This window comes from Vibrio sp. Y176 (genome assembly GCF_033438945.1).
Genome location: NZ_JAWOQS010000329.1, coordinates 1 through 810 on the forward strand (window position 1 = coordinate 1; position 810 = coordinate 810).

The 810-nt window shown below is 45.6% G+C and carries 1 protein-coding gene; it reads left to right on the forward strand.

Annotated features, from left to right (window positions below; translation table 11 throughout):
* Window positions 1-16: 16 nt before the first annotated feature.
* Window positions 17-810, forward strand: a 794-nt coding sequence (locus R7O13_RS25870) for a D-2-hydroxyacid dehydrogenase (RefSeq protein WP_318305073.1), incomplete at its 3' end; no start/stop codon positions are given.

Consider the following 810-nt stretch of genomic DNA (forward strand, 5'->3'; position numbering starts at 1 on the left):
ACAGGGAAAAAAGTTAATGCAGCATCCAAATCAGATTTTCCTGCTCTCAGAGCATCGTGACACCTACGAAACGTTATTGGCGGACAAAAATCTGCCCGACCTGAACATTACGGACAAGCCGCAAGAGGCACACATTGTTCTTGCCGATCCTCCTTTACTCTCACAAAGATTAGACGAATTTTCACAACTTGAGTGGGTACAATCTACCTATGCGGGCGTAAATGCGCTCATTACCCCAGAATTTCGCCAAGACTATACGCTGACGAATGTGCGTGGCGTGTTTGGTCCGCTAATCGCAGAGTACGTCCTCGGATATTGCATCAGCCACTATCGTCATTTTATGCACTACCACCAGCAACAACAAAACAAGCAGTGGCAACCGCATCTCTACACATCACTGCAAAGCAAAACCATGGTGATTCTCGGTACGGGTAGCATTGGGAAATGCCTAGCACAAACGGCCCAGACGATGGGGATTAACACGATTGGTATTAATCGTACAGGAATTCCAACAGCCAATGATGAATTTGCACAAACCTTCCACATCAATGAACTAGCAAATGCTTTAAGAAAGGCAGATATTGTCGTTAATACATTACCGAGTACACCTAATACTCGTGCCTTGCTCAACCGTGAAACACTTCAACATCTCAACCAAGCTTTATTATTAAATGTAGGTAGAGGAGATGTGTTGGATGAAGCCAGTTTGTTGCTCGCCATCAAGAATCGCTGGGTAGAACACGCTTTCTTGGACGTGTTTGAGCAAGAACCACTGCCACCAGCGCATCCGTTTTGGAAGTTACCGCAAGT